The following is a 25,929-nucleotide window of genomic DNA, read 5'->3' as shown; positions in this document are numbered from 1 at the left end:
TTAATTTATTATATGAGTGGCATGATAAATAATCGTGTAATAATTGATAAGATACCGATAACTATCGCTGTATTACCTAAAATTTGTGCTTCCCGGTTTCTCGCAATAAATCCTAATATTATTCCTGCACCTGCAAAAAGAATAGGAATAAAAAAGAAGGATATTGCACTTAAAGCAATCGCGATCCAACCATATACATTATTTACTTCATCTCTGTTTTCATCTCTAGCTTGGTCACGATCATCTCTAATTGTATCTTCGGTAAATTCAGCAGACGTTTCTTCTTTAAAAACATGCTCGTCCACTGGGTTCACTGGATCTTGTTCCTTTGATGGTTCGTTTAAGTTTTGATTTTCCACAAGGCTTACCCCCTTTTCTTAAGGTAAGTATAGTTTATGGATTATAGACTATTTCATTTATGTTATTTATTGCAAATTAGCCCATGATTTTTTGAAGCAAGTTTTCATCAAATGATCCGTCCTTGATCATTTCAATTTCAAATTTATATGGAGGTCGTTTGTTTTTCTTATCTTCACCCACATAAGGTGTTTCTAGAATTTTAGGTATTTTTTCGAATTCTTCGTGAAAAATAACGTAGTGAAGTGCTTTAAAACCAATATGTCCAAAACCAATATTTTCATGACGGTCTTTCCCGGCACCACGCTCATTTTTGCTATCATTCACATGGACAACTTTAATTCTATCTACACCAACGATTTTATCAAAATCATTTAAGACGTCATCAAACCCAGCAGCGACATGATATCCTGCATCATGTACGTGACAAGTATCAAAGCAGACACTTAATTTTTCGTTATGTGTTACGCCATCAATTATTTTCGCTATTTCATCAAAACTTCTTCCAATTTCAGTTCCCTTACCTGCCATCGTCTCAAGGGCAATCTGTACGGTTTGGTCTTTCGTAATGACCTCATTTAAACCTTCAATTATTTTTTTAATCCCTTCATCAGCACCAGCTCCGACATGCGCACCAGGATGTAATACAATTTGTTTTGCTCCAATGGCTTCTGTACGTTCAATCTCGCTTTGTAAAAAAGAGACCCCTAATTCAAAAGTTGCTGGCTTAATTGTGTTAGCAATATTGATAATATAAGGGGCATGTACAACAATATCACTTATTCCATTTTCTTTCATATGTTCAATCCCAGCATCGATATTTAATTCTTCAATTGGTTTTCTTCTCGTATTTTGTGGTGCACCAGTATAAATCATTAATGTGTTTGCTCCATAAGAAGTTGCTTCTTCACTTGAACCTAATAACATTTTTTTCCCACTCATTGATACATGTGATCCTAACTTAACCATTATTCCACCCCATTATTTTCTATTATTGTTACGTTTTTCTCTCTTTAGGCGACTTTTAATTCTTTCCTGCTGTTTCTTCATTTTTTTCTTATAACCTGGTTTTACTTTAGTCGGTTTCTTAACTTGTTTCCATGCTTCTTGATCTAATTTAGTAGCGATATTTTTTCGTAATTCCCGTTTATTAAATCTTTTCGCATCTACCCATTCACCATTTTTTATATCGCTAAATACAAAATGAATTCCTTTTTTCTCTAATTCCTCAATTAGAGCAGTATCTTCTTCTCTGAAAAAACTAATTGCTGTACCGGCTAGACCAGCCCTAGCTGTTCTTCCTACTCGATGGATATAAAAATCTAACTCTTTAGGAAGTTCAACATTAATGACATGGCTAGCTCCTTTTATATCGATACCTCTTGAAGCTAAATCTGTGGCCACTATATATTGATAACGAAGGTCTAAAATTGCTTTGACCATTCTTTTTCGTTCACGACTTGTTAAACCCCCGTGTAAAACACCTACGTTTAAACCTTTCTCCGCTAATTGATTCCCAAGGTCATCTGCAGATTCTTTACTATTCGTAAAAAGAATGGCTACATACGGTTGAATGATTTCTGTTATATCCATTATTTTTTGAACAACATCTTGATGCTTTATTTCAATTAGTCGATGTTCCATTTGATCTGGTGTAAGTCCATTTTTAATTTTAATATGGACAGGTTGTGCAAGATATTTATTTAAAAACGGTTTTAACTGTTTTGGGATAGTTGCTGAAAACACGAGGATTTGTACCTCTTTTTTACTACGTACCAACAACTCATCTATTATATCAATAAAACGGAAGTCTAACATTAAGTCAGCTTCATCAATAACAAAAGAAGTTGCTGAATAAATAGAGAGTACTCCTTCATTAACCATATCTAAAATTCTTCCCGGGGTACCAACAACAATATGAGGTTTTCTTTCTAATTGCTTTATCATTCGTTGTCGGTCTGCTCCTCCAACGATTAGACGAGTGATCCAATTTTGTTCTTTTTGTGCTAATTCCGTAATTGTCTTTATTTCTTCAAAAATTTGCATCGATAATTCACGTGTTGGTGCAGTGATAACAAGTTGTACCTCTTCTTTAGACTCATCAATTTGATTTAATAAAGGTAATAAGTAAGCATGTGTTTTCCCTGATCCTGTTTGCGATTCACCAATAATACTTTTACCTTGTAAAATTGAAGGGATTGACTGAACTTGAATATTTGTAGGCTTTTTAAAATATAATTTATCCACTACTTGTAACATTGTATTATTTAGTCCTAATTGTTCGAAAGTTTCATTCATTATATATTGGACTCCTTTCAATTACACAAATTGAAATGGATCTGTATCAATTTTTGATTCAAAAATTTGTATAGTTGAAAACTTTTTCATTAAATATTTTTTCGTCGCTTTTTTCATAATTTGTTCAATATAATGCCCAGGATCGATAATAGCAAGCCCTAACTCTTTAGCATCTTGTGCTAGGTGAAAGGTTACATCCCCTGTAATAAACGCATCTGCACCCATTCTTTTAGCTTGATAAATGTATTTCTCACCACTACCTCCAATTATAGCAATTTTCTTTATTTGTTGATCCAAATCACCTGTTACTCGAAGGTAATTTACTTGATATGCTTTTTTCACTTTGTTACATAGAGACTGCAAAGTCATCGGCTCTTCAAATGAACCGATTCTTCCAAGACCAAATGAATCACCGGCAAGTTCTAGAGGATATAAATCATAAGCAACTTCTTCATAAGGGTGTGCCTTTTTCATTACGGTTATAACATGATTCAAATTAGATTCTTTTACTACTGTTTCAATTTTACATTCTTCTACCTTTTCTAATTCATTTTCCTTTCCAATATATGGGTTTGTCCCTTCTAATGGCTTAAAAGTACCCAGGCCTTCCGACTGGAAAGTACAGTGGCTATATTCGCCAATATGACCAGCTCCTGCATTTCCGAGAGCCTCACGTACTATTTCAGCATGTGTAACAGGAACAAACACAACTAGTTTTAAGATCTTTTCTGTTTGTTTATCAACTAATGGTTTGGTTGAAACAAGGTCTAACGCTTCACACAATAAATCATTTATTCCTCCATTCGCTATATCGAGGTTTGTGTGTGCAGCATAGACGGTGATATCATGTTTAATAATTTTTTTTATTATTTTCCCTTTTACTGATTGAAAATCAATATTTTTTAAGGCTTTAAATAGTAACGGATGATGAGCAATAATCAAATTTGTTTCATTTGCTATTGCTTCGTCTACAACTGATTCTAATACATCAAGTGTAACTAATATCTTTTTCGTTTCATCCGTATAAGAACCGACTTGTAGACCAACATTATCCCAATCATATGCAAACTGTTTCGGTGCCCATTCTTCAAGTGCCTTAAAGACATTTCCATGCGTAACATTATTCATGATAAAATCTCCTCCATCCACTTTAATTGGGTTTCATACTGTGCAAGCTTTTCATAATCAATATTTTTAGCATTATTCATCTGATGAATAACTTTTATCAATTTTTGTTTCTCCATTTTCCACTTTTTGAAAAATACAGGTGAATTCTCTTTCATTAAAATAGGACCGAATAATAACTGCTTTTCCATTTCGGTGGGATTCCATTGAGATCGTTCATTATTAATTTTATCTGCAACTATAATCTCATAAATATGATTATTTTCTTCTAAAATCTCTTCATGCGTTAACGAATAACCAAGATCTAGTAATAATTTACGAATAAGATGTGCTGCGTTGTTTGGCTGTAAAATTAGACGATTCATCGTTATTAATTTTTCTTTACCAGATTCAATAATTTGCGTAATAAGACTCCCACCCATACCAGCTACTACCAATTCTTTTACGCCATCGTTATAATTAATTATATCTAGGCCATTTCCAAGACGTACTTCAATTTTATTCGTTAATTGATAAGCTTCTACAGTTTCAAGTGCTCTTTTATATGGTCCTTTTCTAACTTCACCTGCAATAGCACGGGATTTTTCGTCTTTTAAACATATATAACATGGTAAGTATGCATGATCCGAACCTATATCTGCAAAAAAAGTTCCTTTAGATAAATAAGAGGCGACCATTTTTAATCTTTTTGATAATTTTATTTCTGTCTTCATATCATTCACCTATATTAAAATTTAGAAAAAACAAACTCATATCCAAGTTAGTTTATATGGCTATAAATCGAGAAAAGCTTTCTGTTTAAACAGAAAGCTTACCGTACTCTAACTATTTTATTTCATTTCACTGAGCCATTCAGCTAAAACATCGGCTTCTTCATTTCCTACTAAGCCACCAGGCATAGCTCCTTGACCATTCATGATAATATTATGAATATCTTCTGCAGAAAGACTACTACCTACTGAAGTTAAATCTGGTCCAGCTCCTCCTGATAGGTCTTGTCCATGACAGCTTGCACAAGAACTTGAAAAGATCTCTTCAGGATCTGTTGCCACTTCTCCCTGTTCTTCAACTGGTTCTCCGCCATTTTCTTCAGCTAGTCGAATATCATCACGTTGATGCACACCAACGTAGAATACGATAATCGATATAAAAATACCTACGATAGCTATAATTCCAAATGGGAGAATATTTCTTTTCATGACGTACTTCCTCCTTATGTAATTGTGTTATGTACTCCAAATAGAAATAAAGACTATCCTTATTCTACTCGAATTTCCTTTTAGTTTAAAGTAATAATACATACGTTACGTATTTAAGGATTAGAATTTGTAAAAAATATGTAAACAATTTCATAATGAAATCATTATGAAATTATTCTAAAAAGTCTTTTAGTTGTTTACTTCTGCTCGGATGTCTTAATTTACGTAATGCTTTTGCTTCAATTTGACGGATTCTTTCTCTCGTTACTCCGAAAACCTTTCCTACCTCTTCTAGAGTTCTAGTTCTGCCATCGTCTAAACCAAAACGCAATCTTAACACATTTTCTTCACGATCAGTTAACGTATCAAGAACATCTTCTAATTGTTCTTTTAACAGTTCGTATGCCGCATGATCTGAAGGAGAAACTGCTTCTTGGTCCTCTATGAAATCACCTAGATGAGAATCGTCTTCTTCTCCAATTGGTGTTTCCAATGAAACTGGTTCTTGGGCAATTTTTTGAATATCACGCACTTTTGCAGGTGATAAATCCATTTCTTTCCCAATTTCTTCAGGTGTCGGTTCCCGTCCAAGATCTTGTAACAACTGTCGTTGTACTCGGATTAATTTATTTATCGTCTCCACCATATGAACTGGAATTCTGATTGTTCTTGCCTGATCGGCAATTGCACGAGTAATTGCTTGGCGGATCCACCAAGTTGCGTACGTACTAAATTTAAATCCTTTTTCATGGTCAAATTTTTCGACCGCTTTAATGAGCCCCATATTCCCTTCTTGAATTAAATCAAGAAATAGCATACCTCTTCCTACATATCGTTTTGCAATACTTACAACAAGTCGTAAGTTCGCTTCAGCAAGTGCTCGACTTGCTTCTTCATCCCCTTCTTTGATACGTTTAGCTAGATTAACTTCTTCCTCAGCAGTCAGAAGATCTACTCTACCAATTTCCTTCAAATACATCCGAACAGGGTCATTAATTTTTATACCGAGTGGAACACTTAAATCTCTCAAATTTTCTTCATCTGTTAGATCCTCTTTTAATGCTTCCTCATCTTCGGCATCGCCTATTACTTCAACACCTTGTTCCTCTAGGTACTCATAAAATTCATCAATTTGTTCTGGTTCAATTTCAAAGGTCGATAAGCGATCCGCTACTTCCTCATATACAAGAACGCCATTTTTTTTCCCAATTTCTAATAGCTCTTCTTTTACTTGTTCTAAAGTTAAATCATTTTCCATTGTTTGAGAAGATTTGTTTTCAGTCATGAGTCCCCATCCCTCCTTAATAAAATCTTATTTCATATTCTTTAGCTGTTTCTCAATTTCAATAATTTCCAATCCGATTTTTGCGGCTGAAAAAGGGTCTTTCTCTTGCTTTTGCTTTTCTTTTAGTGAGCGAAGGTACGTTATGTCAGTAGCCTCCAATTGGATTTGATTTATATAATCATTTACTACTTGTTCTGAAATTGTTTCACTTATAGGTATAAAGATAATTTCAGTGATTATTTGTTTGAGGTGATCATCTAACTTATCAATTAACTCACTAACATTTACGTCGTTTTTCTCCTCATAATGCGCATATAAGTGAGTTAAAATCACTTTATGTTCATCTAAATTAAATCCAACCCCAATTTTTTGTTGTACTTTTTCCAATATTGAAGAATCCTTTATCATCAAAGCAAGCAATTTTCTTTCAGCATTTATATAAGCTGGTTGCATATTGACTTTATTATAATTATATGGTTTTGTATTAGTATTACTATTACTATTTGAGTTATCCCTATAAAAAGAATTATTTTTCTTTTTATGTTGCTCAATATCATATTGAATAATTTCACTCGATAAATTAAACTCTTTCGCTATATCATGTACATAATATTCTCGCTCAATTGGACTTTCAATCGTAGCCAACTGTTTAACAATCTCTTCAATATAAGCTATTCGTTCACTATCAACTGACAAATTATAATCATTTCTTTTATACTTCATGAAAAACTTGAAATAAGTATGACTAGGCTCAATTACCTGTTTCGTAAATTGTGCACCACCATGCGTATTTATATACTCATCAGGATCCATTTCATTCTTTACTTCAGCAATCTTTACATCACAGCCAATTCGTCTTAATAAATTCGCTGCTTGATAACTAGCATGTAATCCTGCAGTATCAGCATCATAGCAAATAATCACGGTATCTACATATCTGTGTAATAATTTAGCCTGGTGCTCCGTTAAAGCCGTCCCTAAAGTAGCGACAACATTTTTTATCCCTGATTGATATGCTGCGATGACATCCATGTAGCCTTCAAAGAGAATAACTTTATTTTGTTTCCGTATATGATTTTTTGCTAAATGAAAATTATATAGTAACTTACCTTTCTGAAATAAGGCGTGTTCAGGACTATTTAAATATTTAGGACCTTGTTCTTGAAGAGTACGTGCACCAAAGCCAACAGTACGTCCTAAATGATTAGCGATAGGAAAAATTACCCTGCCACGAAATGGATCGATAAAATTATCATCTCTTGGTGTTAAAAGTCCTGCCTTAATTAGTAATTGATGATGAAAGCCTTTATTCTCCAAAAATTTAACTGTAAAATCACTATTTATTGGAGCATATCCAAGTTGGAATTGTTCAATCGTATTTTCATTCAACCTTCTATTCTTAAAATAATCTAAACCTTTTTTACCATCCTCTGCATAACGAAGCAGATGATGATAAAACTTAGATAACCAATCATAAGCGGATAATAATTGCTGATCTTCTTCTGATATAGATGTTTGTTTTGTATTGATTTCGGGTAATGTTATACTTGAACGATCAGCAAGCAACTGAATAGCTTCCATAAAGGTCAATGTTTCTATTTCCATAAGAAATGTGATAACATTTCCACCTTTACCGCAACCAAAACAATGAAATATCTGTTTTTCTTTTGTTACAGAAAATGATGGCGAATTCTCATTATGAAAAGGACACAATCCAAAGTAATTTCTACCTTGTTTCTTTAATTGAACATACTCTTCAATTACCTCAACTATGTCATTTGCATTACGAATATTCTCTATTATTTTTTCAGGAATCTCTGTAAACATGTCCACCACCAAGATTCATATTTACTTGATATATATAATTTCTAGATTCTCGTTAAAAAGTCCTGCATCTTTCGACAAACTTTTTAACTTATCGAAAAAAAATTTCCTTCTTTATATATTCCATTATGTAAAAGAAGGAATGTTTAATAATATTTATACTTATTCTTACTATATTCCCATTTTCCCCAACTTCTAAACGTATATCTACAGTACAACATATTATTATAATATAAATATATTAAAATGTCTAATCTGTTAGGCGATTTTCTTTACGACACTTTTGTAAGATAATATTTGCAGTTTCCTCAACAGCTTTATTTGATACATCAATAACATCGCAACCAATTTTCTTAACAATTTTTTCAAAAAACTCCAATTCTTCATCAATTCTTTTTAATGTCGCATACGTTGCATGGTCACCTAATCCTAAGGCTTTTAATCTTTCTTTGCGAATTTCATTTAATTTGTCCCTGCTAATCTTTAAACCGATACATCTTGATTTATCGATTCGAAATAATTCTTCTGGAGGGTCGACTTCTGGAACTACAGGTACATTAGCTACTTTAAGTCTTTGGTGTGCTAAGTATTGCGATAATGGTGTTTTAGAAGTTCGAGAAACGCCAATAAGGACTATATCCGCCCTTGCAATCCCTCTTGGGTCTCTACCGTCATCATATTTGACCGCAAACTCAATCGCTTCTATTCTTTTAAAATAATCTTTATCAAGCTTATATACAAGACCTGGTTCTAGTCGAGGCGCATTTTTAAATGTCCTCTCCATTGCTTCCATCATAGGCCCCATAAAATCTACAACTTCTATATTTAGTTCTTTAGCTCGGCTATTCATATAATTTCTTAACTCAGGGTCAACCAATGTATAGCCAATTATTGCTGTTTTACCTTTTACAATTTCTAGCGTTTCGTCAATTGTAACTTTATCTTCAACATATGGAATTCGTTGGATTTTATAATTACCATTTGTAAACTGACTTAATCCAGCTTTAATAACGAGTTCTGCAGTTTCACCTACTGAATCAGATAATACATATACGGATGGGCTATTCATCATTATCCCTCTTTCTAAACTTGTTCATCGAGTATTATTTCTACAAATGCTTTTGTAATATTTGTCTTTGTAATTCGCCCAATTACATGTAAGCCTTCAGGCGTATCTTTAACTACTGGTAAACCATCAATTTGTTTGTCGATTAATTTTTTAGCACTTTCGATAAGCAAATCTTCTGATCTACTAACTGTAATATTGGGCATTCTTGTCATAATGATATGTACAGGAATCGTATTCAAATCTTGATTTCCTATACTCGCACGCAATAAATCTTTACGGGATAAAACACCAGTTAAGCAGCCTGATTCATTTACGACAAATAATGTACCTACATCTCCAAGAAACATCGATGAAATAGCATCATAGACAGAATCATCTTCTTTCACTACAACTGGTACAGACTGAAAATCTTTAACTTTATATTTTTTTACTTTTTCAGTCAGTAATTCCGAACCGGTTTTCCCAGTAAAAAAATAACCGACTCGGGGTCTTGCATCTAGATAGCCTGCCATCGTTAAAATTGCTAAATCTGGACGTAATGTTGCCCGAGATAAACTTAACCTATCGGCAATTTGTTCTCCAGTAATTGGGCCATTTTCTTTTACAATTTCAATTATTTTTTCTTGGCGCTCTGATAACTCCACTTTATCACCACCCACATGTACATGTGATGCTTTCCTTATGAAATATTATAGTATGAAAGAATTGAAAAGGACAATGTTTAAACTAGGATCAGTTTCTTTATTTAATGGTATAACAGGAGAGTTTTAAGGATTGCTAAAATTAAAACCTCTCCTTCATACGTAATATCGATTTATCACTATTATTTATGCTGTTTCCATTCAATTAGTGTCATATCTGCATATTGTTCGATGAGATTGGATATGACATGTACGAGGGCTAGACGGTTATTCTTAATGTTTTCCTCTTCAACCATAACCATTGTATGTTCAAAAAACGAATGAATCTCTTCTGTTAATTTACCTAATTCAACTAATGCTTTTTCGGCATCTAGTTTTAATATTGCTTCATTAACGGAATCCTTTACTTGCACATACTTGTTGTATAACTCTTTTTCTGAGTCTGTTCGGAACAATGTTTGCTCAATATTTGTTTGCTCCTGTTTTTTTCCTAGATTCATTACTCGGACTAACGCTTCTTGGATACTTCTAAATGCATCGTCATTGCGCATTCTTGATAAAATTTTTGCCTTTTCAATCGTATAATGAAAAACACCAATTTCCTTAGCTAATACAGCCTGTACGACGTCTTGATCAATACCGTGTTCACTTAGAATATAGGCTGCTCGATTTTTTAAAAAGCTATTTATATTATCCTTTACCTCTGTGTCGTTAATTTCATATAAATTCTCTGTAATTGATACTAACTCTTCTACGGAAATTTCCCATCTCTGTTCTGAAAGAATCCGCAAAATACCAATTGCTTGACGTCTTAAACCGTACGGGTCTTGTGAACCAGTAGGAGTAAGTCCAACTGAGATACAACCTATAATTGTATCTAGCTTATCTGAAACACTTACAACCGAACCAACTACTGTTTTTGGTAATTCTCCATTAGCTTGGATTGGGAAATAATGTTCTTTAACAGCTGCTGCAACAGGTGCTTTTTCCCCAAAATGAAGTGCATATTTTTCACCCATAATCCCTTGCAACTCTGGAAATTCATTTACCATGTCAGTAACTAAGTCAAACTTGCTAATTTCTGCCGCCCGTTTTGATAGTTCCATTACTTCATCTGTTTGCTGCAATTTCCGGTTTATCTGTTCAGTTATGGAAACTACATGTTGCGTCTTTTCATAAATTGTTCCGATTTTATCTTGAAAGACAACCGTTTTCAATTTTTCTAAATAATAATCAATTGATCGATTTCTATCTTCATCGTAGAAAAATTCAGCGTCTTTTAAACGAGCACGTAATACTTTTTCATTTCCTTTCACTACATTTTCAATATGCTCTTTATCACCATTTCGAACACCAACAAAATAAGAAAGTAATGTTCCGTCTTCATGTGAATAAACCGGAAAATATCTTTGATGCTCTGCCATTGATGTAATTAATGTTTCAGAAGGAAGCTCAAGATAATTTTCTGCAAATTTCCCAAAGAATACAGTTGGATATTCTACCAAGTTTCGAACTTCTTGTAAAAGTTCATTATGAACGGCAATTTGAAATCCTTCTTTGTTTTCTAGTTCCTTTATTTGCTCAACAATCATGGATTCGCGTTTTTTAGCATCTGGAATAACATAATTATTTTCTAAAATGGATTCATACTTCAGTGGATCAGTAATTATCATTTTGTCACCTAAAAAACGATGCCCATATGTAATATTATTAGTCTTAACATGAGCCACTTCAAAAGGAATAACCTTATCATTTAACAGTGCAACTAACCAGCGTATAGGTCTTGCAAAACGATAACTGTCACTCCCCCATCGCATTGTTTGTGGGAAGGCAATCGCAGAAATTATTTCTGAAAAATTTGGTAATATTTCTTCAGCTCTTTTTCCCTCCGTTGTATTTTCAACGAATATATAGGAAATGCCGTTTAATTCTTTTACATATATATCTTCTAGTTGTTTACCTTGTCCTTTTGTAAATCCAATCGCCGCTTTTGTCCAGTTCCCATTTTCATCTTTAGCAATTTTTTCTTGGGGACCTCTTACTTCTTCTGTAATTGTAGTTTGCTCTGAAGCAAGGGCATGAATTTGAATCGCTAAACGTCTTGGGGTTGAAAATGTTTTAATTTTTTTGTATTCAAGATGATTATCTTGTAACCATTTTTCTGTTTTGTCTTTAAGTTGTTCTTCAGCATAATCAATAAATCTTGCTGGCAATTCTTCCACACCGATTTCAAATAACACATGATTACTCATTATTCTTTTCCTCCATTTTTAACATTGGAAATCCTAAGCTTTCTCTTTCCTTGATGTATGCTTTTGCAATACTTCTAGCAAGATTTCTTACTCTTGCAATATATCCTGTACGTTCGGTTACCGATATGACACCTTTTGCATCAAGTAAATTAAATGTATGAGAACATTTTAAAACATAATCATATGCAGGAAATATTAAGCCTTTTTCCATTGTTGCTTTCGCTTCTTCTTCGTACAAGGAAAAGAGCGTAAACAATGTATCCGTGTTAGATGTTTCAAATGCATACGTAGAGTGTTCATATTCTGGTTGCAAGAAAATATCTTTATATGTTACACCATTAACCCATTCTAAATCAAACACATTTTCTTTATCTTGAATATAAGATGCTAACCTTTCAATTCCATACGTTAGTTCAACTGCAACTGGATTTGCCTCTAAACCACCAATTTGTTGAAAGTAAGTAAACTGCGTAATTTCCATCCCATCTAACCATACTTCCCAGCCAAGTCCTGAAGCACCAAGGGTCGGATTTTCCCAGTTATCTTCTACAAAACGAATATCATGGTGTAATGGATTGATTCCTAATTCAAATAAGGATTCTAAATATAGATCCTGGATATTATCTGGTGAAGGTTTCATAATTACTTGAAATTGATGATGTTGGTAAAGTCTATTGGGATTTTCTCCATAACGACCGTCATCAGGTCGGCGTGAAGGTTCTACATAAGCAACATTCCAAGGTTCAGGTCCCAAGCTTCTTAATAAAGTCATTGGAGACATAGTTCCCGCTCCTTTTTCGACATCGTATGCTTGTACTAAAATACAGTCGTGCTTAGACCAATATTTCTGTAACGTTAAAATCATTTCTTGAATATTCATTTCGTCTCTCCTTATACATAATTAATTATTCGTTATTTACTTTTGCAGATTCAAAGTAACGATTATTCCATTAAACTGGCAAGAGTTGAATTCAGATTAATTCTACAACATATCGAAACTTCAAAGTTACCTTCATGCAATCACAGGCATACATCGTAATTTCCATAAACTGTGCAGTAACTTGAGTAATTTTCTTTGTAAATATCAAACAAAGTTGCGATGTAAATACCGCTACGGAAATACAATAAGTGTTTGCTCACTTCCTTGCTAAATTGGTGATGAAATACCGCTTCGGCAGAATACTTCGCTTTCCGCGGGCACTACCTCAGCCTCCTTGCGGAAGACCACCGCTGCGGGGTCTTCGGACACGTGGGACTGCCACTATCGTTCGTCCCATCGAAAACCGTTTGCTGTTCCCGCAAGAGTCTACGTATTCTGCCTACGCTAGTTGGAAAAACATGCATCCTTTCAGCGAAGGAAATACACGGAGACTCCTGTGGGAGGATAGGCCTAGGTGAGACACAAGTGCGTAGCACGAAGGGGCTCATCAGCCGCCCACGGAAAGCGGAGTGTATTTCCGTAGCGGCATTTTACTTGTCTACATTTCGTTAGTATTTAAATTTTCACTACTGCACAGTTTACTTCTACTACGCATTTAGTCAATTTATAAAAAAATCCGTCCCTATGTCTTTTTTATAAAAAGACATAGGGACGGATTTTTGCCCGCGGTTCCACCCTACTTGCTTTCAACTTTATAAGTATCCAGCCACTTTCTTTAAAAATGCTCCAGAGTGCCTTCCGACATTGTACTATTATCCAGCTTTCACTATCCTGGACTCGCTATAAATAGGGTGCAATTCGTACTTTTCTCTTTCGATGCATTTTCATACAATTAAATCATACAAAATTTTTCGCATTTTTGCAACGATTATCATTTTCTTTTAAAAATTGAATATTATTTAAATAAGCCATTATTTAAATAAGTCTAATTGCGATAAAAACTTTCTAGACTTTAAGGAATAGCCACCATATTGATCATAATAATTGTTTAATAAATTTCGCAACAATTGAATATTATAATCTTTTACAGATATATTACCTACTCTTTCTATACCAACATTTTCAAGAATAGGTAATAATCTAGCGATCGCATTTTCTAAAAAAACCGCTCGCTGGTCAAGGTGTTTACATTGTTCACAAAGCAATCCACCTTCTTGGATTGAAAAAGCAAATGGATAGATTGTGTTGCCACAATTGACACAACGACTTGTAACCGGAGCGAAGCCACCTTTTTTATACAGCTTCAACTCATACATCATTACTGGAATTAAAAACGCTTCATTTTCGTCTATCCAGTTCAGTGTTCGATCTAACTGGTCATAGATAAACGGATCAGGTTCCGTTCTTTCTATGGTTTTATCGGTTAATTCGATGATATAGGAAGCATAAGCTGTTTTTTCAATATCTTCTCTAATATAACGATGTGAGCGAATAATTTGCCCCTGTTGTATTGTGCTTAATCCTTTCGTAACATAGATTAAAAAATCACCTTGAATAAAGACTTGAGAAATGGCGCTAAGTCTGCTTTTGGGTTTATTTGCTCCTCTTGAGATAGCGGAGATTTTCCCAAGTTCTTTCGTAAAAATTGATAAAATTTTGTGGGTTTCCCCATAATCATGGGTTTTTAATACGATTCCTTCTAATTGTTTCAGCATATATATTTTCTCCTTAAATATATATGCTACATTCTTGTCTGCAATGATGCAATATCTTCGCTTTCAATTTTCTCTTCTTCAAGCTGTTCATTTTCTAACTCTTTCAACAATAAATAGGTTTCAACGTTTCCTGTTTTTTGAAATAAACTCCAAATTAAATTATTCACAAGAAACCTTCCTTTCCTTTTTATATTTGTTGTAAATACGTGAAAATGCAACTTACTATTAGAATTTCCTATTCAGCCACAATAATGAGTATTAAATTTTACCAATGTTATTCATTATTAAATCCATATTGTGCCAATAATGACTGTCTATTTCGCCAGTCTTTCTGTACTTTAACCCATAGCTCTAGAAAAACTTTTTTTCCAGTCATCGCTTCAATTTCTTCCCTAGCCTCTTGACCAATTTTTTTAAGCATACTCCCTTGTTTGCCAATTAAAATCCCTTTTTGAGATTTTCGTTCTGTTATTATTAATGCTTGAATATACATGTTATTGTGGTTTTTTTCTTTTAGTGATTCAATCATTACATTAATCGAATGTGGAACTTCTTCTTTTGTATGGATTAATACTTTCTCTCTAATAATCTCACTATACATAAATCGCTCCGTTTTATTCGATAACTGATCATCCCCGTAATATTTTGGACCTTCAGGTAAATGCTGCTTAATTAAAGATATTAAATTCTTGACATTATTCCCATTTAAAGCCGAAATTGGTATTATCTCTTCGAATTCACATTTATCTTTATATTGATCAATGATCGGAAATAATTCGTCGGGGTGGATAAGATCGACCTTATTTATTAATAAAAATACCGGGCTTTTTACATTATTAAGTTTTTCTAAAATAAATTCATCACCTTTTCCATACCCTTCTTTTGCATTGATCATAAACAATACCACATCTACGTCTTCTAGTGATTGAATAGAAACGTCAACCATATAGTCACCTAATCGGTGTTTCGGCTTATGGATTCCCGGAGTATCAATAAAGATAATTTGGGCATCTTCTTCGGAAACAATCCCGTGAATTGTATGTCTTGTCGTTTGAATTTTATCACTAATGATGGAGATTTTTTCTCCAACAATTTGATTTATTAATGTAGATTTTCCTACATTTGGTCTGCCAATAATTGTGACGAATCCTGAATGGTGCTCTTTTTCCATTTTATCCTCCTGATTGTCCCTGTTATTTTACATATAATACTATAGATTCAAATTTATTTTAATCATTTCGACAAAGCTTTTAAAAGAAAGATAAATTTCGCATTAATTCGCTATTTGTTAATTAAAGAACTATTATATGTTTAGAAAGAAAAAATCCGCACATTCTAGCGGATTGCTTTACAAAACTATTTTGGGAATAAAAATAATTAACCCAACAATAATGGAAGTAATAGCTGCAACTAATACAGCACCTGCCGATATATCTTTAATAATTTTTGCTTTGGGATGAAGTTCTGGTTTTATATAATCAATAATTCGTTCAATTAGACTGTTAATTAGCTCTGTAATAAGAACGGTCTGTATCATGATGATTATAAATATCCATTCGAACCATTTAAGGCGGAAATAAAATCCAGTAATGATCACAATGGTCGCTATAAAAAGATGAATCCGGAAATTACGCTCTCTTATAAAGGCTTCTTTTAAGCCGTTTAAGGCATACTCCAGCCCTATACCTCTTTTCCCATTACCTTCCAAGTTTAAACTCCTCTAAAATAGTATCTTGTTTTTGAAACATAACTTTTTCATTTTCCTTATTATCATGCGTATATCCCAATAAGTGAAGAAAACCATGAATAGCAAGAAAAGTTAATTCTCTGTCAAGCGAATGATTATATCTTGTAGCTTGTTCATTTACTTTCTCGATAGAAATAATTATATCCCCTATTTGCAGTGGTTCATAATTAATTTCATTTTCATGTTCCATAAAAGGATTATCCATCTGAAATGATAAGACATCTGTTGGTTCATTTTTATTTCGATATTGATTGTTTAAATGTTTAATTTCCTCATTTGTTACAATGGTTACTGATAACTCCACATCATGAACTATCTTTTCTTTTTCTGCCGTAAATTGAAGTACATCTTTTAACAATTGTATTTGATTCTCAGATAACGTATTCGTTTTATCATAAACATCAATATGCATCAGTTGGCCTCCTTTGTAGGATATTGAATACGAGAATGAAATATCCCCTTTAATGCTTCACAAACCGTTTCCCTAATAATATGCAATTCCTCTAAAGTTAGTGGCGTGGCATCTAATTGCCCATCCATTAATTTATTATTAACGATTGAATCAACTATTTTTTCAATTTTTTCTGGGGAAGGCTCTTTTAGTGATCTAACTGCCGCTTCTGCAGAATCACAAATAGAAATAATTCCCCCTTCTTTTGTGGAAGGCTTAGGTCCTGGATAACGAAAATCTTCTTCATTTACATCTTCATCCTTCTCTTTAGCCTTATGATAAAAATAACTAACAAGAGAAGTGCCATGGTGCTGCTCAGCAATGTCGATAATTTCTTTTGGTAATTTTTGCTGTTTTAACATTTCGGCACCGTCTAAAGTGTGATTAATAATAATATTGGCACTTTTTTCAGGTTCTATAAAATCATGTGGGTTTCTAATAGCTACTTGATTTTCAATAAAATAATGGGGTTTTTTAGTTTTCCCAATATCATGGTAATAAGACCCGACGCGTGCCAACAATCCTTTTGCACCAATTGCCTCACATGCAGCTTCACTTAAATTAGCCACCATTACCGAGTGGTGGTAGGTTCCTGGTGCCTCTGTTAAAAGTTTTCGTAACAAGGGTTGATTTGGATTCGCTAATGCAAGTAATTTACCATCTGACAAAATCCCTAAACCTGTTTCAAAAAATGGTAATAACCCTATTGTTAAGACTGCAGATAATATTGCAGCCCCAATACCAAAACTTACATGTATCGAAAATGTTATTATTTCAAACTTTTCAAATGAAAGGAATATATACATAGCAATCGTCATAACATTTACTATAGCCATTCCAAATGCTGCTATAATTATCGTAACACGGTCTTTAATATTCCTTAAAAATATAATTCCGGCAAGCTGAAAGAAGAAAAAGTAAATTCCCACTTCTATATTTAAGGTTCCAGGTATTTCTCCGTTAAATAATATGCTACCAAGAAAGGCAAACACGATTGAAAATACGATACTCAGTCGTTCATATATTAGCATTTTTAATAATAATACACCCGTTGCAACCGGGACAAGCAAATAAAGGTGATTTACCTGATCTATATATAGGCTAACGACTTTCATTATAACAGCCATAATAACACTAATAAGAATTACTGCTAGAATTTGACCTTGATCAAGTTCTTCTCTTTGGTAAAGTCTATTTAATTCATACCCAACTAAGCTAACGATCATCAATATAAATAAAGCTAGGCCAATTCCAGGTAAAATACTCTTTTCTTGATTTAATACACCAACTAATTTTAAATCTTCGTATATTTCATTTGTGATTATTTGGCCTTCTCGGACGATTATATCCCCAGATCTTATCACAACTGGTTCAACACTACTTGCTGCTTCATTTCTTGCTTCCATCGTTTTTTCCACATCAAAAAATGAATTTTCAACAATTGCAAAGTCAATTAGTTCGTTCAATGTTTCTTTGACTTCTGTATTTAATGCGGAATATTTAATAATAGAGGCTACCTCTTCTTTTGAACTTTGAATATTTTCAATTCTAACCCCATCATTTAATACTTTTGTTACTGCTTTTATAAATACATCTTTTCCATGATTTCTTTCTTTTTCTTCAATTTGGATTAAATCCATAAAAACAAGCTCATCCACTTTATCTGTTATTTCAGGTGATAGTATTTCCTGTAATTGATTTACAATCTCATCATAACCTAAGTGACTTGGATCAGTCGCATCTTTATCGGAAGACGTTTCTTTTACTAATGTACTTACTGCATCAAAAATCTCTTCTATATAATTAATTTGATCTTCAGTTATTTCTTCTAAAATGGTATATCTGTCACCAACTGCCAAGACAGTTTCTCTTATTTTTCGATCTGTCTCGAGTTCATTTTCGATCGTAATCGGGGAACGAATTGTTTCTTTTGCACGGTCAAAACGTTCTAACTCATATGTCTGTGAATAAACATTATTCATTGCTAATAAAAAAAAGGTTACTCCCAATATTAATATCGGTAAAAAAACGGCAACCCATCTTGATTTTCGATTGAAAATTAATAATATAGTTTCGAAAAATTTCTTCAAATGTATTCACCCCAACAGTTCCCCAGAAATAGCGCTTAGTAAATGTTAATTGTTTTCATATGCATGGATAATTTTTTGAACAAGCGGATGGCGCACAACATCCGATTCATCCAAATAAATAAATGCAATTTCTTTAACTGTTCCAAGCATTCTATTCGCTACTTGAAGACCAGATTCTACACCTTTTGGAAGATCTATTTGTGTAATGTCTCCTGTAATAATCATTTTTGAGCCAAATCCAAGTCTCGTTAAGAACATTTTCATTTGCTCGGGTGTTGTATTTTGTGCTTCATCCAAAATAACGAATGCATTATCGAGTGTTCTTCCACGCATATAAGCTAATGGGGCAATTTCAATAATTTCTTTTTCTATTAATCGAGTCGCTTGATCTCTTCCCAAAACATCATGGAGAGCGTCATAAAGTGGTCTTAAATAAGGATCAACTTTTTCTTTTAAATCTCCTGGTAAAAATCCTAAACTCTCTCCTGCTTCTACAGCTGGACGCGTTAGAATAATTCTTTTTGCATGCCCTTTTTTTAACGCATCGACTGCTGTTACGACAGCTAAATAAGTTTTTCCGGTTCCGGCTGGTCCAATTCCAAAAACAAGATCATGTCTCCTTATTGCGTTAATGTAGGATTTCTGTCCTAATGTTTTAACACGAATTGGTTTACCTTTTGCATTTTTAGTAATTTCATCTTCAAACAACGTTTCAAATTGATTGATCTTACCTTCTTTAGCTAGCTTAATAGCATACAAAACATCTCTTTCTGTAATGGAGAGACCTTTCTTAATAATATTCAATAGACTGTTTAAGACCATCTCTACGAGCTCAATTTGCTTTCCGGAAACTTGAATTTGTTCTCCACGTGTTATTATTGAAACCTGCAGTTCTTCTTCTATTCGTTTTAAAAAATTATCACTATTTCCAAATAGCTCTCTTGCTTCGTTAGAATTATCTATTTGCAGGTCAATCTGCTCCAAGTTTTCTGCCATTACGTAACTCCTTTTTAAACTTCCTTCATTATTTTATTTGTTTACCAATTGCAATATTTTCTGTCACACTAATATATAAGTTCATTTTTACTTTACCATTGTCTACTGTTTCATGCAAAACATAATATTTAATTATTTCAGAGTCCTTCCCCAATTTTAATTTTAAATCTTCTTTAACATGTTCAATCGCAATATTTTTCGCGTCTTCCTCACTCCTAATTTGAGTAAACGATTCTTTATCATAAATTGTTCGTTCAATTAGATTAAAGGGTAATTTCCACTTCAAAAGATATACAGGTATTACTTCTGTTTCTTCAAACACTTGCTCATATGGAATCTTTTTAAATCCCCAAATCGGCAGTTGCCACTTCCCTATGTTCAAACTATATTTTGTAATTTTATCTCCAGACAATTTTTCAGTATGTTGATAAAGTGAACTAGTAACATTTACTTCATACCATGTATTAGCAAATACTTCACCTTCTGCAGAGGTCACAATCTCCTTTAATTTTTCTGAACTTTCCTCTTCGTTCTCATTTTTTGCTTCTTCCATTACTCCTGATACTAAAACATCCCCCTTTTTTACGTAATCATTAATATTTACAACAGGAGAACCTTTTTTAATAAACATTTTTTGGATTATACCATTTTTAGCAGCTATCAAATGTTGCGGAGCCGGTTCCGATTCTTCTTTTACAACTAATTTTTCTACAGCATCAACTGTATAAGTTGTCCCCTTTTTTTCAATTCCGATATACAATAACTCGGGTACATCATTTACTATTTGTTCTTGCACAATATCCAATGATTCAAGTGAATAGATCCATGCCCCTTCGTAAAGACCATAGGAAGCCAATTCTTTTTCGAGTTTATCCTCAATATCGACCGAGACACCGTTTATTTCGACTTTCCAAATGATATTAGAAAGAAAGAAAATAATTGCACTACAAAGAAGGATTGACAAGAGGAGTTCTTTCCTTGTCCAAATATAACTGAAAAAATTAATATACCCTTTTCGATTGATTATTTCAACTTCATACGGATAATTTTGTAAAAGTACTTTTAATCTTTTTACATGAATTAAATAAATTTTACCTAAACATACGGAGTTATTTTGTTTTTTTATATCCCAAACTGGAATTCCAGCATCTGTACATGCTTGAAAAAATACTTCGGGACGTTTTCCTTTCACTTTAACTGTCACATAACCGACGACGTTTTTTCCTTGTATTCGTTTCATACTGCCTCCTAGTAAAACAACATATTAAGATTCAAAACTTACTTCTTTGATGTTGCCCTCTAAGATGATCTCTCTCGGATACATTAGTTTGATCACCAACATATCGCCACTTATTTGAATAATGCCATTTTCACATTGTAGCTTAATTATTTTTTCTGTAAATGAGATTAATTTATAATGTTGTTCAATTGCAACACGCTTATCTCCAGTAATCGTTACTGTTGGAAGAGACAATGAATCGGAAGGAAGTGATAGATTTTTATTAATAAATGGTTGCATGACTCGCTTCATAAATTTCACTCCACATTTCTCCTCTCTACATATAAATATGTTGAAAGGAAAAAGATAAGAACATGTTTATTGGAAACTTATTATTAAAGAGGCTTATAACATAAAAAACGATATGCTTATTTCTCAACCCGTACCGCGACTGACTTACGGACAAAAATTTTTTATAAAGTATTTGAAAGTTCATTATGATAAAAGAGCCCTTTGATTGCAGCAACAATCAAAGGGCTCCCTACCGATTTAAACTATTCAACATCTATATTTATTATGCAAAAAATTTAGCATACTATTTATAGGAAAGTACAGTATTCCTACTAAAGGAATTTGAACAAAACGATCTCATATTTGAGGAAGAAAGTGAAGCTTTACACTTCGAATCGATACACATGAATGAAGAAAGGGGGCAGTTGGCAATCATTGGACACAAATAATGAATAACCCAAGTTTCGGTAAAAGCTTTTGATCAAATGGAACATTTGCCATACTATTAACTATGTTGTAATAAAATTTATTTTTCAATTTTTTAATGGCAGTGGCCAAATGAAATACGTAAGTGTTGCTACACGGGGATTTAATAACCATCAAACCGAAACTTGAGGGGAAATTTTTCTAGAGAGTTTTTTCCATTCCCTTTATCGCATTTTTTATTTTTGAAATATGTCTTTCATGTACGAGCTTCTTGGCTAATTGAATTAGCCGTTTCAATTTTAGTTAACATACCATTCCGTAGTTGATACGAAACCTCTGTATATTTAATTAGATCTAGATTATGTGTCACAATAACGATCGTTTTCTTTTCAGATTGGTGAATCTTTTGGAATAAATCCATTATTTTTTCTGCTGTTTCTTCATCTAAATTTCCGGTCATTTCGTCTGCCAAAATGATGTCTGGATTTGTCATTAATGCTCGAGCTATAGCGATTCTTTGTTGCTCCCCCCCTGATAGTTTTGCAGGTATATGATTTCTACGATGGGATAGTCCAACTTGTTCAAGCAAATACTCGGCTCGTTTTAATACTTCACGATTCTTTTTAAACTGTAATACGGGTAACATAATATTCTCAATAGCTGTTAATGCTGGAAGTAATTGATATTGCTGAAATACATAGCTTATTTTATTACGTCGTAAATGCTTTCTTTCTTTTGTTGAAAGTTGATTAACTTTTTGCCCATCAATCATTATTTCCCCATCTGTTGGAATTTCTAGTAATCCCATTATTTGAAGTAACGTTGTTTTTCCCGAACCAGATGGACCAATCACACTAATAAATTGACCACCTTGAACGGATATAGACACATTCCGCAATACATCTACACTTTCGGACTCTGATATAAAGGATTTAGATACATTCCTTAAAACAATCATTATTTCCCCCCTTTTCACTTAACCATCCAAATAGAATTAAAAGGTTGTTCAAAGTTACACCACGCTTTTTTATCCTCATTTTTGAAAACGCACTTTAATGAAATTCTCCTAGTTGATATTGTTTTGAACGAATTAGTAAAGTTCCTGCGCTAATGAAAAGACTAATTGCCAACCCTGCTAATATGTACAAATTAACTTGCACTAGACTGAATGTAATATCATCTGTTAATGATGTTAAAAACATATAACTAACGATCACTCCAACGCAAACAGAAACACTGTTAATCATCATTTCTTCTAATAAATATAGTGATGCCCATCGATGAGTCTGCCAACCCCAAGACTCATATAACTGAATTTCACGCATCCTTGCTTCCGTTTGGTTTATATGAATCGCAACATAACTAAATAACGCAAGTAAAATTCCAATGATAAATAATAACCGTTGATTTGGCTCTAGAGTTATATCAATATTTTCGCCGAGAAAAGTTAACATGAGTAAAGAAGATGCTTGGTTTTTAGAAATTAAAAAGACTGTCACATAAATCAATGTTGTAATAATAATAAGTGCTTTCGTTATACTTCTAATGGGATGACGTACCATATTTCGAAAGCCTAATACCCACAATGTTTCTCCAGGTTTAGTAGATAAAAAAGTAGATTTAGAACGATTTCCACCACGTAAATGTAAATTACTCTCCATATAACGAATAATTGGTAAAACATAAAAACTAATCATTACAATGACAGATAATGCAACGCTAAATAAAATTGCGTACAACATCTGCTCTGACCCCCATGACTGTCCAAGGATTAATCGTAAAAACCCAAAGCACACCAAAACAAAAATAAGTATGAAGGAAGACTCCAATAACAAGGATTGAACAATTTTCCATTTTGACCAACCAAACGTGTACAATACGCTAATATCTCGCTTTCGATTTTCTGTATAATTACGATAAATCAATCCAAGGCAAATTAACCCCATAGCTAAAATATATAGTGTAAGAAGTAATGTCGTTGTACTAACACGGTCTTCAATGACAAAAGAAGCTCCTTCTTCACTCCACCCTTCCAATAAATATCCATATCCCGGAATATTTTCATAAGTATCTAACAGTACATTTACTTTGCGATCTGCGCTTCCAAGCATAATATCTACCTGCAAATTGGTTTGCTCCTTAATTTGTTGTGCAACACGCTCCACTTTTGCCATACTTTCTGAATTCCGTACACCAACATCTTCCACAATAACTCGAATAATGGAGATTGGTTTCTCTTCAAGTAGATACTCCGCAGCTACTAATGTAGTAATTGCATCAATTCCACCTGTATAATATCCACTTTTATAAGGGGAGCTTTCGTAAATGTAAGGTTCTTCGTAGGGTGCACCATTTGTATCATGGGTAATATAAACATTTTCCGGCCGGTAATAGTCTGGCGGAACAGGTTTATCACTTGTTGTAAATGTATTTTCTAGTAAAGTAGCGTCAAATCTCCCAACGATTTCAAATCCAAATTCCTTCGTTAAATCAAGATAAGTACTATTGCGATAGTTTATTTGCTCTCCACGACTGGATTGTGCGATTGCTTCAACAACTGGTACACCTTTCGATAATTCCACTTTCTTCTGTCGAAATTGTAGAGGCGAATAATCTAAAACTGAACGCTGATCCGTATATATAAACCCATCCATCAAACTATCTTTCAAAACTCCATTCTCTAGACTAATTTCTCCTATATGAAAAAAATACTTTTCACTAAATGGGTTTAATTCTATTTCTACTACATTTTCTTGTGGTAATGTTTTTAAATAATCTCTACCACCCGCCTTTATCAATTGATCAACATCCAAGGTCGGTACTTCAATCTTGTTAATTGTCGCAGAAAAAATCGTGTCATAAGGCTGATTTAGCAAAATTAGTGGTACAACAGGTACCCCATTAATTTCTTTTAGTTCCTGATGTTCCTTAAAAAAATCTCCTTCAACAATTGCGGCATCCATTTGTAATAATTTTGCTTCTTGAATGGGATCGATTGCGACCATAGACCATGCGCTCCCATCACTTCGAAGCAAAGTCATTAATCCACTTGAGCTTGGACCCCACTGCCCTTTTTCTAGAATCTCCTCATAACGATTAAATATTTCCTCTTCATCTTTTGGATTGACATACTGGGTAACGGAAATATCAGATGAAAAATCCTGTGTCACATCTCGGTAACGGATTCCATCAAAAACCTTTGTCGATGTTTCCATATCATAAAACCCGTATTCTTCAATTCCATAATTAAGATTTATTCCTTCGTTTTCAACATAACCAATAAACGAGAGCGGTGCAGCAACTTGAACTCCTTCTATTTTTTTAATCGTTTCATAATGTTGTAAAGATATTCCTTCTTGATGGTTTGCCATATCCCCTCGCCGTACCAATCCATCTAATACATCAGATGAACTAAAACCAGTTGCAGTCAATTCTATGGATTCTTTACCATTATCATCGTTATCTGCAGTGGGACTGATTAAAAGGTCATAACCCGTACGCCATTTCTCTGTTAATTGGACATCTGCTTCTACCTTTATCTGTTCGGAAGTTTGTAATGTATAGTTGAAAGCCAGTCCGATTAGAACCAATATTACTATCACAGCCAGAGTCGAACGCCAGTAATAGGTTAAATTTCTAAGCATCACCCATAACATTATTTCACCCCTAGTTTAAAGATGGGAAGGAATAAACCTTCCCATCACTGTTCCGAACATTAATTCATACAGCCATTGATCGTTTTAGTCCTTACACGAGTCTCCCATCCTTTTCCTGGACAATACCTTCTTTCATAATATGTTACAATGGTTTGATTGCGGTGAACACACTTGTAAGTCGTTTTATACGTTTCCCAGCTAGAACAACTGCTAGGTTGTACATTAGTACTTGTATTCGCCTCTACAATCTGAGACTGTGGTGCTACTGTAAAGGTACCGAACATTAAAACAAAGAGCAGAGTAACCGAGCCAATAATCCGCAATGGTTTTGACATGGTTTCCCCCTTTCTTTAAAAAAGGCACTTTTCCCAAGATGTCCAGTTCCGTTTATATGTAACTAGTATTCTA

23 protein-coding genes, 1 pseudogene and 1 other annotated feature are annotated in these 25,929 nt (G+C 33.6%); all 24 genes and pseudogenes read right to left on the bottom strand.

Annotated features, from left to right (window positions below; translation table 11 throughout):
- Positions 1–8: 8 nt before the first annotated feature.
- The 24 genes and pseudogenes from SPD89_RS04910 to SPD89_RS04795 all read right to left on the bottom strand — a co-directional run bounded on the left by SPD89_RS04910 (position 9) and on the right by SPD89_RS04795 (position 25,856).
- Positions 9–359 carry a hypothetical protein gene (locus SPD89_RS04910; RefSeq protein ID WP_336260850.1) on the bottom strand — a complete coding sequence of 117 codons (351 nt, stop codon included), beginning with the start codon at positions 357–359 and terminating at the stop codon, positions 9–11.
- A gap of 76 nt (positions 360–435) precedes the next feature.
- The gene (locus SPD89_RS04905; protein ID WP_336260849.1) at positions 436–1,326 is read right to left on the bottom strand and encodes a deoxyribonuclease IV; all 891 of its coding nucleotides are present in this window, start codon (positions 1,324–1,326) and stop codon (positions 436–438) included.
- 12 nt (positions 1,327–1,338) lie between these two features.
- Positions 1,339–2,655 carry a DEAD/DEAH box helicase gene (locus SPD89_RS04900; RefSeq protein WP_336260848.1) on the bottom strand — a complete coding sequence of 439 codons (1,317 nt, stop codon included), beginning with the start codon at positions 2,653–2,655 and terminating at the stop codon, positions 1,339–1,341.
- A 21-nt stretch (positions 2,656–2,676) separates the two neighbouring features.
- Positions 2,677–3,783 (bottom strand): Nif3-like dinuclear metal center hexameric protein, encoded by a 1,107-nt coding sequence (locus SPD89_RS04895; RefSeq protein WP_336260847.1) that lies wholly within the window; start codon positions 3,781–3,783, stop codon positions 2,677–2,679.
- Positions 3,780–4,493, bottom strand: a complete 714-nt coding sequence (locus tag SPD89_RS04890; RefSeq protein ID WP_336260846.1) for a tRNA (adenine(22)-N(1))-methyltransferase — start codon at positions 4,491–4,493, stop codon at positions 3,780–3,782. Before SPD89_RS04890 ends, SPD89_RS04895 begins: the two co-directional genes overlap by 4 nt.
- Before the next feature lie 117 nt (positions 4,494–4,610).
- A complete protein-coding gene (gene cccA / locus SPD89_RS04885; protein WP_336260845.1) occupies positions 4,611–4,979 on the bottom strand; it encodes a cytochrome c550 in 369 nt (122 codons plus the stop codon).
- Between the two features lie 172 nt (positions 4,980–5,151).
- Positions 5,152–6,264 (bottom strand): RNA polymerase sigma factor RpoD, encoded by a 1,113-nt coding sequence (rpoD, locus tag SPD89_RS04880; protein ID WP_336260844.1) that lies wholly within the window; start codon positions 6,262–6,264, stop codon positions 5,152–5,154.
- A gap of 27 nt (positions 6,265–6,291) precedes the next feature.
- Positions 6,292–8,091 carry a DNA primase gene (gene dnaG, locus SPD89_RS04875; RefSeq protein WP_336260843.1) on the bottom strand — a complete coding sequence of 600 codons (1,800 nt, stop codon included), beginning with the start codon at positions 8,089–8,091 and terminating at the stop codon, positions 6,292–6,294.
- Positions 8,092–8,338: 247 nt separating this feature from the next.
- Positions 8,339–9,160, bottom strand: a complete 822-nt coding sequence (locus SPD89_RS04870; protein WP_336260842.1) for a pyruvate, water dikinase regulatory protein — start codon at positions 9,158–9,160, stop codon at positions 8,339–8,341.
- Between the two features lie 11 nt (positions 9,161–9,171).
- Positions 9,172–9,801 carry a helix-turn-helix transcriptional regulator gene (locus SPD89_RS04865; RefSeq protein WP_336260841.1) on the bottom strand — a complete coding sequence of 210 codons (630 nt, stop codon included), beginning with the start codon at positions 9,799–9,801 and terminating at the stop codon, positions 9,172–9,174.
- 179 nt (positions 9,802–9,980) lie between these two features.
- Positions 9,981–12,050, bottom strand: coding sequence for a glycine--tRNA ligase subunit beta (gene glyS, locus SPD89_RS04860; RefSeq protein ID WP_336260840.1), 2,070 nt, complete (start codon positions 12,048–12,050; stop codon positions 9,981–9,983).
- Positions 12,043–12,930, bottom strand: a complete 888-nt coding sequence (glyQ, locus tag SPD89_RS04855) for a glycine--tRNA ligase subunit alpha (RefSeq protein WP_336260839.1) — start codon at positions 12,928–12,930, stop codon at positions 12,043–12,045. The genes glyS and glyQ overlap by 8 nt, the downstream gene beginning before the upstream one ends.
- Before the next feature lie 704 nt (positions 12,931–13,634).
- Positions 13,635–13,816: a binding site (T-box leader), on the bottom strand.
- 85 nt (positions 13,817–13,901) lie between these two features.
- Positions 13,902–14,645, bottom strand: coding sequence for a DNA repair protein RecO (gene recO / locus SPD89_RS04850; protein ID WP_336260838.1), 744 nt, complete (start codon positions 14,643–14,645; stop codon positions 13,902–13,904).
- A gap of 26 nt (positions 14,646–14,671) precedes the next feature.
- Positions 14,672–14,812, bottom strand: a complete 141-nt coding sequence (locus SPD89_RS04845) for a YqzL family protein (RefSeq protein ID WP_336260837.1) — start codon at positions 14,810–14,812, stop codon at positions 14,672–14,674.
- Positions 14,813–14,919: 107 nt separating this feature from the next.
- Positions 14,920–15,819, bottom strand: a pseudogene (gene era, locus SPD89_RS04840) (GTPase Era); the annotation flags it as partial.
- A gap of 174 nt (positions 15,820–15,993) precedes the next feature.
- Positions 15,994–16,353, bottom strand: coding sequence for a diacylglycerol kinase family protein (locus tag SPD89_RS04835; protein WP_336260836.1), 360 nt, complete (start codon positions 16,351–16,353; stop codon positions 15,994–15,996).
- Positions 16,343–16,804, bottom strand: coding sequence for an rRNA maturation RNase YbeY (gene ybeY, locus SPD89_RS04830; protein ID WP_336260835.1), 462 nt, complete (start codon positions 16,802–16,804; stop codon positions 16,343–16,345). Before ybeY ends, SPD89_RS04835 begins: the two co-directional genes overlap by 11 nt.
- Positions 16,804–18,933, bottom strand: coding sequence for an HD family phosphohydrolase (locus SPD89_RS04825; RefSeq protein WP_336260834.1), 2,130 nt, complete (start codon positions 18,931–18,933; stop codon positions 16,804–16,806). Before SPD89_RS04825 ends, ybeY begins: the two co-directional genes overlap by 1 nt.
- Positions 18,934–18,978: 45 nt before the next feature.
- Positions 18,979–19,929 (bottom strand): PhoH family protein, encoded by a 951-nt coding sequence (locus SPD89_RS04820; RefSeq protein ID WP_336260833.1) that lies wholly within the window; start codon positions 19,927–19,929, stop codon positions 18,979–18,981.
- Positions 19,930–19,957: 28 nt separating this feature from the next.
- Positions 19,958–21,169, bottom strand: coding sequence for a sporulation protein YqfD (yqfD, locus tag SPD89_RS04815; protein ID WP_336260832.1), 1,212 nt, complete (start codon positions 21,167–21,169; stop codon positions 19,958–19,960).
- Between the two features lie 24 nt (positions 21,170–21,193).
- Complete coding sequence (locus SPD89_RS04810; protein WP_336260831.1) at positions 21,194–21,460, bottom strand: YabP/YqfC family sporulation protein; 267 nt, start codon at positions 21,458–21,460, stop codon at positions 21,194–21,196.
- Positions 21,461–22,121: 661 nt separating this feature from the next.
- On the bottom strand, positions 22,122–22,823 hold the full coding sequence (locus SPD89_RS04805; RefSeq protein WP_336260830.1) for an ABC transporter ATP-binding protein: 702 nt from the start codon (positions 22,821–22,823) through the stop codon (positions 22,122–22,124).
- 94 nt (positions 22,824–22,917) lie between these two features.
- Positions 22,918–25,521, bottom strand: coding sequence for an ABC transporter permease (locus SPD89_RS04800; protein ID WP_336260829.1), 2,604 nt, complete (start codon positions 25,519–25,521; stop codon positions 22,918–22,920).
- Between the two features lie 59 nt (positions 25,522–25,580).
- Positions 25,581–25,856, bottom strand: a complete 276-nt coding sequence (locus tag SPD89_RS04795; RefSeq protein WP_336260828.1) for a hypothetical protein — start codon at positions 25,854–25,856, stop codon at positions 25,581–25,583.
- Positions 25,857–25,929 lie beyond the last annotated feature (73 nt).

Origin of the sequence: Pseudogracilibacillus sp. SO30301A, assembly GCF_037072025.1 — a bacterium.
Lineage (GTDB): Bacteria > Bacillota > Bacilli > Bacillales > Amphibacillaceae > Pseudogracilibacillus.
Note: the sequence above shows the minus strand (reverse complement) of the source record. Positions and strands in the feature narration are given on the sequence as shown.